The 7,618-nt window shown below is 56.2% G+C and carries 9 protein-coding genes; 4 read left to right on the top strand and 5 right to left on the bottom strand.

The annotated features are described in order from the left end of the window. Together proC and ACIQ20_RS14850 are read left to right on the top strand one after the other, a co-directional pair. Positions 1-608, top strand: a 608-nt coding sequence (gene proC, locus ACIQ20_RS14855; RefSeq protein ID WP_395781640.1) for a pyrroline-5-carboxylate reductase, incomplete at its 5' end; no start/stop codon positions are given. Positions 609-640: 32 nt separating this feature from the next. Then, a complete protein-coding gene (locus tag ACIQ20_RS14850; RefSeq protein WP_395781638.1) occupies positions 641-1,309 on the top strand; it encodes a hypothetical protein in 669 nt (222 codons plus the stop codon). On the opposite strand, the gene ACIQ20_RS14845 is transcribed toward ACIQ20_RS14850, so the two are convergent. From ACIQ20_RS14845 to ACIQ20_RS14835, 3 genes are read right to left on the bottom strand one after another with little or no spacing between them, the layout of a single operon-like run. Further along, entirely contained in the window at positions 1,266-2,576 is a 1,311-nt protein-coding gene (locus ACIQ20_RS14845; RefSeq protein WP_395781636.1) for an ATP-binding protein, read from the bottom strand. The two genes, ACIQ20_RS14850 and ACIQ20_RS14845, sit on opposite strands and share 44 nt — an antisense overlap. A gap of 27 nt (positions 2,577-2,603) precedes the next feature. Continuing rightward, entirely contained in the window at positions 2,604-3,299 is a 696-nt protein-coding gene (locus ACIQ20_RS14840; RefSeq protein ID WP_395781634.1) for a response regulator, read from the bottom strand. Further along, complete coding sequence (locus tag ACIQ20_RS14835) at positions 3,299-3,853, bottom strand: MarR family winged helix-turn-helix transcriptional regulator (protein ID WP_395781632.1); 555 nt, start codon at positions 3,851-3,853, stop codon at positions 3,299-3,301. The genes ACIQ20_RS14840 and ACIQ20_RS14835 overlap by 1 nt, the downstream gene beginning before the upstream one ends. A gap of 96 nt (positions 3,854-3,949) precedes the next feature. On the opposite strand from ACIQ20_RS14835, the gene ACIQ20_RS14830 reads away from it, so the two are divergent. Together ACIQ20_RS14830 and ACIQ20_RS14825 are read left to right on the top strand one after the other, a co-directional pair. Further along, the gene (locus ACIQ20_RS14830; RefSeq protein WP_395781630.1) at positions 3,950-4,825 is read left to right on the top strand and encodes a branched-chain amino acid aminotransferase; all 876 of its coding nucleotides are present in this window, start codon (positions 3,950-3,952) and stop codon (positions 4,823-4,825) included. Between the two features lie 8 nt (positions 4,826-4,833). Beyond that, on the top strand, positions 4,834-6,069 hold the full coding sequence (locus tag ACIQ20_RS14825) for a serine hydrolase domain-containing protein (protein ID WP_395781628.1): 1,236 nt from the start codon (positions 4,834-4,836) through the stop codon (positions 6,067-6,069). On the opposite strand, the gene ACIQ20_RS14820 is transcribed toward ACIQ20_RS14825, so the two are convergent. Both ACIQ20_RS14820 and ACIQ20_RS14815 read right to left on the bottom strand, forming a co-directional pair. Further along, a complete protein-coding gene (locus tag ACIQ20_RS14820) occupies positions 6,050-6,505 on the bottom strand; it encodes an NUDIX domain-containing protein (protein WP_395781626.1) in 456 nt (151 codons plus the stop codon). The two genes, ACIQ20_RS14825 and ACIQ20_RS14820, sit on opposite strands and share 20 nt — an antisense overlap. A 178-nt stretch (positions 6,506-6,683) precedes the next feature. Further along, the gene (locus ACIQ20_RS14815; protein WP_395781624.1) at positions 6,684-7,529 is read right to left on the bottom strand and encodes a response regulator; all 846 of its coding nucleotides are present in this window, start codon (positions 7,527-7,529) and stop codon (positions 6,684-6,686) included. Between the last annotated feature and the right edge of the window lie 89 nt (positions 7,530-7,618).

Here is a 7,618-nt window from a genome sequence, read left to right as displayed (position 1 = left end):
TAAGTATTAAACCCCAATTGTTTCCAAGTGTTGGCGAACAGACGATCAAGAATCTGGTTGCTGACCATACATTGGTGCTGTCGATCATGGCAGGACTTGGCACGGCCAAGATTACGGAGGTTCTTTCCGCAAGCCAAGTCATCCGGGCCATGCCCAATACGCCCGGCCAAATCGGGAAAGGCGTGACGGCTTATTGGAATAGCCCAACAGTGCCCCCTGAAGCGGAGGCTTTAGCGGTTTCTCTGCTGCGCCCTCTTGGCACCGTCGAGAAGCTTCAAAGCGAAAAGCAGATGGATGCGGTTACGGCCGTGTCTGGGTCTGGCCCGGCCTATGTGTTCCTTTTGGCTGAAGCGATGGCGGCAGCTGGTGAAGCCGAAGGCCTAGACCGTGCGATGGCTGAGCGACTGTCTTGGCAGACCGTGATCGGCGCGGCAGCCCTGATGGAGCAAACCGGGCAAAGCCCTCAGGATTTGCGCCGCGCTGTAACAAGCCCAGAAGGCACAACTGCCGCCGCAACAGATGCATTGACGGCTGGTGGCGGGATTTTAACCTTGGTGCGGCGCGCGGTTGAAGCAGCGATCCATCGTTCGCGACAATTGGGCAAGTAGCCGCGCGGCCCTTTGCACCCTATATTGTGCGCATGATCCACCGCGACCCAACCTTGCACGCTCCCTTCCTCAAAGCTCTGGGCGAAGCTGCTTTGGCTTTGTGCGCCGAGAAATCATGGGCCGAGGTCAGCTTGCTCAGCCTTTGCCAAGAAGCAGGGAAAAGCCTTGCGGCCTGCGCCGAAGCAGGGATTACCCGCTTTTCCGTGACCGAATACCTCGACCAAATGTTGGATCGCGCGATGCTGGAAGCTGTGGCGGATCTCGAAGCTGAAGCGCCGAGCCGGGATCGCTTATTTGATGTTGTCATGGCGCGATTTGATGCGAAGCAGGATCAACGGGCCGCTTGGGTTTCGATCCTTGAGGCCGACGCCCAAGAACCCGCAGCAGGCTTTGCTCGCGCCGCAAGAAGGTTGCGCACCGCGGCCTGGGCTTTAGAGGCGGTGGGTATTTCGACGGACAGCCTTAAGGCCACCGCACGTGTTTTGGGGCTTGCCCGTCGCTTGCGTAAAATGGAAGCGCTCTGGCTGAAGGATGATGCCGACTTGTCCAAGACCATGGCGGGCCTCGACCAGACATTACGCGAGAGCGAGGAATGGGTGGACCGTGGCGAAAAGCTGGCTGATTTCTTGAAATCGGGTTCCCTGCGCCGAACGCGGTCTAAAGCGGCAGACGAACACTCACCCGAAGACCCCCAAGCGTAGAGCGCGACAGCACGAGGTTGCCGCCGTGTGAGCGGGCAGCATCATAGGCAAGCGCTAGCCCCAACCCGACGCCTTTGCGATTTTGATTGCGGGCTGGATCTAGCCTCGAAAACGGCTTGAGCGCTTCTTCGTAGTTTTCCGGCGGTATCCCGGGGCCATCATCGTCGACATAAAGATAAATGGCGTCACTGCTTTCCGACGAGCTGATCGCCACCGTTTGGCCAAAGGACAGGGCATTCTCAACGAGGTTGGAGAGGCAGCGCTTTAAAGCAATGGGGCGGCCGGAGGTGGGGAGGCTGGTGGCGAGGCCAGACCCATCGATTTCACGCCCGGCGCGCGCCACATCTTGAATGATGGCGCGCGCAATTTCAGCCAGATCCAAAGTTTCACGCTCCTCTGACCATTGGCCTTGGGCGAAGGTCAGATATTCCTCCAGCATGCCCTCCATTTCGACGATATCCTTGCGGGCTTCGTCAATATCGCTGGACGGGGGCATCATGGCCAATTGCAACTTGAGCCGGGTAAGCGGGGTTCGTAAATCATGGCTGACGCCCGCGAGCAGATTGGTGCGCTGTTCAATGTGGCGTTGAATGCGCCCCCGCATCTGTAAAAAGGCCAAAGTCGCCCGGCGCACTTCGGCCGATCCGGCTGGCTTAAGGCTAACATTCTCGCCCCGACCAAAGCGGTCGGCAGCGTCGGCCAGCCGCTCCATCGGCCGGACTTGATTGCGAATAAATAGAACCGAGACCGTGGCCAAGAGAATTGTGGCCCCTGCTAGCCAAAGAATAAAGATACCGCCGGTCGAGGCAAAAACCCGGTCGCGATAGGCTAGAAAACGCAAAACCCCACCGGGAACTTCAACCCGAATGTCGACGTAATCAGGATAGCGCGTCGTATCAAACCAGAATTTCTGCCGCAGTGACCCGGACAAAGCCCGCCGCAAGGTGCGGTCAAAGGCGGGTATTACGGCAAGGCGCTCTCGCTCTGGCAATTTGGCCTGCTTCTGGAGGGCAACCGAGAGGCGCAAGTCTGCCCGCGCATAATTGGTAATAGCGGCGAGGTTTTCAGGTGTCGGATTGTCGGCATAAAGTTGAGTGACGAGGGCAATATCGCCCGCCGCCCCTTCACTCAAACGCCGGCTAACTTGTTCCCAATGCAAATCAAAGAACAAGTAGGTCACGACCATTTGCATGATCGCCACGGGCAAGACGATGATAAGGAGCGAGCGGGCAAAAAGCCCGCGCGGGATCAGCGCCTTCAGGTCCATCGCAAAAGGCCTTGCCGCAAAACAGTCTTACGCATCATGCATCAACCGATAGCCAAGCCCACGAACCGTCTGCAGATAATGCGGCTCTGCTGGGTCATCTTCCAATTTGCGCCGCAGGCGGGTGACTTGCACATCAATCGACCGCTCGACCGTCACACCTGCTTTGCGCGCCAATTCTTCCCGCGTGATGGTGGCCCCTGGTCTGGCTGCTAAGGCGGCCAGCAGATCTCGTTCAGCATCGGTCAAACGAACCAATACCCCATCGCGGCGCAACTCGCCTTTGGTGGTGTTCCAAGTGACAGAACCCAACAGCAAGACGTCGGCTGCAGGAGCAGGGCGCGCGCGCTTTAGGATTGCGGCAACGCGCAAAGCCAATTCCTCTGGCTCAAAAGGCTTGCCAAGGTAATCGTCGGCTCCCGCCGTGAGGCCCTCAATTCGGTGGCTTGGGTCACCCAAGGCCGTCAAAAGAATGATGGGCGTATCGCGCTCACCCCGCACCGAACGGGTCAGCGAAACGCCATCCTCGCCCGGCATCATCACATCCAAGATGACCAGATCAAACATCAAGGCATCCATCAGCTTGCGGGCGCTGGCGGCATCGGAGGCTTCAGTCACCGAATATCCAAGGCCACTGAGATAGCGCTTCAAGAGGGTGCGAATGCGATCATCATCATCGACGACAAGGAGGTGGGCTGGAAAGTCGGCTTGGGTACGAGGGGCCATTAGAGGGCTCTTTTGGGTTTGGGGGCTAAAGCGGCACCAGTAGGCGCTGACGCGGCTGGCCCGGCGGACGTTTCTGTGAGCGTTGAGAGGACTTTGTCACAACCGGCCACTGCTTCACTGCCTGCAATACGGTAGGCACCAGCCAAACGCGTGCGCATGGCTAAAGCGAATTCAGTTGCGACAGACGTACCTTGAGCTGTCAGATGAACAATTTTGCGCCGTCCATCGCGCGAATCTTCTGTGCGGCTCAACCAAGTTCGTGATTCCAACCCATCCAGCGTCTTCAGCATCGCTTGCTTGCTCAGGCCCAATTCTGCGGCAAGTTTCAAAACGGGTAGGGGATTGCCTAAAAGCTCACACAGACAGCGCACGTCTGCCCAAGAAACTTCATGCTGTCGCCGCTGCTCTTGCGTCGCCGCCTTCAACAAATCACCCGCTTTAAAAATCAAGGAAACCCCGAGGTCGAGCTCATCTTCGCGCAAATACAGGCGCGGCCCGCCTGCGGCAGGGCTGCTTGATCTGGCAAAAGCATTCGGTAAGGTGTTGACAGTCATGGCTGGTCCAAGAGATTGCGTCTCATCGCATTTGGGTTCAAGCCCACCGACTGTGAAGCTTTGATAAACCTATACACTGAACTAGGCGCAAGACACATGACTTTCATTCCTTACGACGATCGCGACGGCTGGATCTGGATGGACGGCGAATTTAAGCCATGGCGCGAGGCGAAAGTGCATGTATTGACCCATGGTCTGCATTACGGCTCGTCGATCTTTGAGGGCGAGCGCGCCTATGATGGCCAGATTTTCGAAAGCCTACTGCATACGGAGCGACTGTTCCGGTCTGCTGAGATTTTGGGGATGAAACCCGCGTTCACAGTGGCAGATATTGAGGCCGCCAAGGCCGAAGCCATGGCCCGAAACGGCTTTGAGAATTGTTACATCCGCCCGGTCATGTGGCGCGGCAGCGAAATGATGGGCGTGTCAGCACAACAAAGCACGATCCGCGCCGCGGTCGCTGTCTGGGAATGGGGCAATTACTTTGCCGACAAAATGAGCGGGATCCGCATGACCCACGCTAAATGGCGCAGACCCGACCCAAAGACGGCCCCCTGTGAAGCCAAAGCGGCTGGCCTTTATATGATCTGTACCGACTCAAAGCATGCTGCAGAAGCGGAAGGCTATGCAGATGCCTTGATGCTCGATTGGCGCGGCCACGTAGCCGAAGCCACAGGTGCGAATGTCTTTTTCATCCAAGACGGGGCTATCCATACACCCGTGCCCGATTGCTTCCTCAATGGCATCACGCGGCAGACCGTGATCCGCCTTGCGCGCGACAAGGGCTATGAAGTGGTTGAGCGGACGATCATGCCTGAAGAACTCGGCAATTTCTCTGAATGCTTCATCACAGGTACCGCAGCAGAAGTAACGCCCGTCAAGGAGATTGCTGGCATCCACTACCAGCCAGGCCGCGTGTGTGAAGATATGGTCCACACCTATGACGCGCTGGTGCGCGGCAAGCACGCATAGGAGCGTTTATGAAAAAAGGTTTCTTGGCCCCAGCTCTGGGGATCGCCGCGCTCGTTTTGGTTGGTGCGGGTGCGTTTGCCTTCAATGGCTTGGATAAGGAAACCAAAGGCGTTCTGGCGCAATTGCCAACCAACAAGGATGTTTTGTTCTGGTCTATACCTCAGCGCGATGCTGCTTTTCGGGCGATGGATCGGTTGGACTTTTTGGCCAAAAGCCATGTCGTCGAAGCCGGTCCTAAGGCGTCAGATCTGCCTGTCGGCGAACCCTTAGCAATCCCAAATATTGACGCTTATATCCAAGCGCAGCGCTCGTCTGGCATTGTCATTATCCAAGACGGCAAGGTCCGGTTTGAGAAATATGGCCTCGGCTTTGACGCCGCTGGTCGCTGGACAAGCTTCTCTGTTGCCAAATCCTACACTTCCACTTTGGTGGGCGCCGCCATTCAGGACGGCTATATTAAGAGCCTGTCTGACAAAGTCTCAACCTATATTCCGGGCCTCAAAGGCTCTGCCTATGACGATGTGACGGTGGAGCAATTGCTCACCATGTCGTCGGGTGTTGCGTGGAATGAGGATTATGAAAACCCAAACTCGGATGTAGCGAAGTTCAATAATGCAAAGGCTGATGATGGCGTTGATGCCACGACCAGCTATATGCGCAAACTACCCCGTGCCCACGCTCCCGGTACTGTTTGGAACTATAACACTGGCGAGACCAATTTGGTTGGCATTTTGGTCAGTTCTGCCACCAAGAAGCCACTTGCGACCTATCTGTCTGAGAAGATTTGGAAGCCTTTCGGCATGGAACAAAAGGCAACTTGGATCCTCAACAGCACGGGTCAGGAGATTGCCGGTTGTTGTTTGCAGATGGCAATCCGCGACTATGCGCGCATGGGGCAATTTGTGTTGGCTGGCGGTAAGATTGGTGACACCCAAGTGGTCCCCGCCGACTGGTTTGCCAAAGCGACCACCAAGAAAATGGATTATGGCGAGCCGGGGCGTGGCTATGGCTATCAATGGTGGACATATGATGACGGCAGCGTGTCGGCACAGGGCATTTTTGGGCAAGGCATCTTTATTGATCCCAAGCGCAAACTGGTGATTGCCTCCAACGCCAATTGGACCCGCGCGACAGATGGGCCCGAGGGTGCGGCCCGGGAAGTCTTATACAAGCAAGTCCAAGATTTGATTGATGCAGAGGCCGCAGCAAAAGCGCCAGCCACTTCTACCAAGTCGGCGAACTAAGCCCGTCTTTTGCTTCTGAAAGGCGACGGTGGGTGCTGGCCGTTGTGCCAATTGGCAAATCGTTCAGCGAGAAAAAGCCATGCTCTGCGATCTCATGGGCGCGGTCGGTCGGTTGCGTTGTCCAAGCGTCGGCCCGATACAGTAAGACATGGTCGCCTTTGAAATAGGCAAAATTGGTGTGTATGGAGATAAGGCGTAAGTCTTCAGGCCGAATAATCAGGCCTGCTTCCTCGCGCGCTTCTTTGATGGCCGCATCTAGCGAATGTTCTCCACGTTCCACGCCGCCGCCCGGAAGGTGCCAGCCGGGCAAATAGGTGTGGCGCACCAAGCAAACACGGTCTTGGGCGTCTATCGCCAGAATGCGCACACCCAAGGTCGCCCCGCGCGACAGTCGGAACCACGTATGTATCACAGCTTTGCGCAGAAACTTTATCATGAGGCTTTGTATAGGGTGACTTGGCGGCGCGTGCCAATGCCGCTAGAGAGGCACGCAACGACATAAGGAGTTTCCACAATGTATGCCATTCTCGCACTCGTTTTGGCCGTTGGTGCCATGGCTCTCTTGAACCTGATTGAGTTCAAGCGCCTCGACTAGTCCAGTGGCCCCTGCCGATTTACCCACGCTGTGCTGTGGGTTCGTCGGCTAAGGCCGCGACGATTGGGGCTAAAGCCTCATAAAGTTCTGGAATTGAGATCGGCTTATTCAAAAAGCCGGTCATGCCCGCCGCAAAGGCGGCTTCGCGCGTCTCCGGTCGTGCATCTGCAGTAAATGCAATGATCGGCATCGCTGGAAAATCGACCGCCTGCAAGTCTGCCTCTATAGCCCGAATCTGGCGTGTGGCTTGATAGCCATCCATGTTTGGCATATGCAAATCCATCAAAATGGCATCGAAGCGGGCTTTCTGGATCGTCTCCAGACACATAACACCATCGGCAACAATCACGCAGGAATGGCCTAATTGTTCAAGGATTACGGCGATGATCCTTTGATTGATCAAATTGTCTTCCACAACCAAAATACACAAATCGCGGGTATGATCGATCGACCCAATCGGCTCATCCAGATTACTCGCCACCCGCTCCAGCGGCAGATAAAATTGGATCGAACCATTGCGGGTGCCCCGCGTGGCAATCGTGACGTCGCCGCCCATGGCCCGCGCTAGTTTGCGCGCCAATGGCAGATCAATCCCATTGCTTTGCGTAATGGGATTATCGGGTGTTTGAATGCTGGAGAAAGGCTCAAACAGGCTGCGGGCTTCAAGGTTAGAATAAGGCGCACCTACATCCTGCAAGACGACCAAGGCACCATGGCCATTCTCACCAGCACTGAGGCGCACTTTCATGGTGCCCGGCCCACTGCGCTCAATCGCGTGGCGCAACATGGCTTGTAGCGTCCGCAAAAACAGCTTTTCGTCGCCGAGGAAATTGGCCTGAGCAGCGGGATCTATATCGAGTCGCATGTGAACAATCCGATTTCGGCGCATTTAGGATAATCTGCCTTTGAGAGGCAGCTTTTTGGCTGGATGGTGGTTTGTGGTGTCTATGTGGC

Source organism: Aquidulcibacter sp. (assembly GCF_044346625.1).
Taxonomy (GTDB): Bacteria; Pseudomonadota; Alphaproteobacteria; order Caulobacterales; family Aquidulcibacteraceae; genus Aquidulcibacter.
The sequence above is the reverse complement of the archived record's forward strand: the minus strand, read 5'-3'. Positions and strand labels throughout refer to the sequence as shown.

Excerpts from the sequence above, each read along its gene's own strand:
- ACIQ20_RS14850 (WP_395781638.1), top strand. The coding sequence starts at position 641 with ATGATCCACCGCGACCCAACCTTGCACGCTCCCTTCCTCAAAGCTCTG.
- ACIQ20_RS14845 (WP_395781636.1), bottom strand. The coding sequence starts at position 2,576 with ATGGACCTGAAGGCGCTGATCCCGCGCGGGCTTTTTGCCCGCTCGCTC.
- ACIQ20_RS14840 (WP_395781634.1), bottom strand. The coding sequence starts at position 3,299 with ATGGCCCCTCGTACCCAAGCCGACTTTCCAGCCCACCTCCTTGTCGTC.
- ACIQ20_RS14835 (WP_395781632.1), bottom strand. The coding sequence starts at position 3,853 with ATGACTGTCAACACCTTACCGAATGCTTTTGCCAGATCAAGCAGCCCT.
- ACIQ20_RS14830 (WP_395781630.1), top strand. The coding sequence starts at position 3,950 with ATGACTTTCATTCCTTACGACGATCGCGACGGCTGGATCTGGATGGAC.
- ACIQ20_RS14825 (WP_395781628.1), top strand. The coding sequence starts at position 4,834 with ATGAAAAAAGGTTTCTTGGCCCCAGCTCTGGGGATCGCCGCGCTCGTT.
- ACIQ20_RS14820 (WP_395781626.1), bottom strand. The coding sequence starts at position 6,505 with ATGATAAAGTTTCTGCGCAAAGCTGTGATACATACGTGGTTCCGACTG.
- ACIQ20_RS14815 (WP_395781624.1), bottom strand. The coding sequence starts at position 7,529 with ATGCGACTCGATATAGATCCCGCTGCTCAGGCCAATTTCCTCGGCGAC.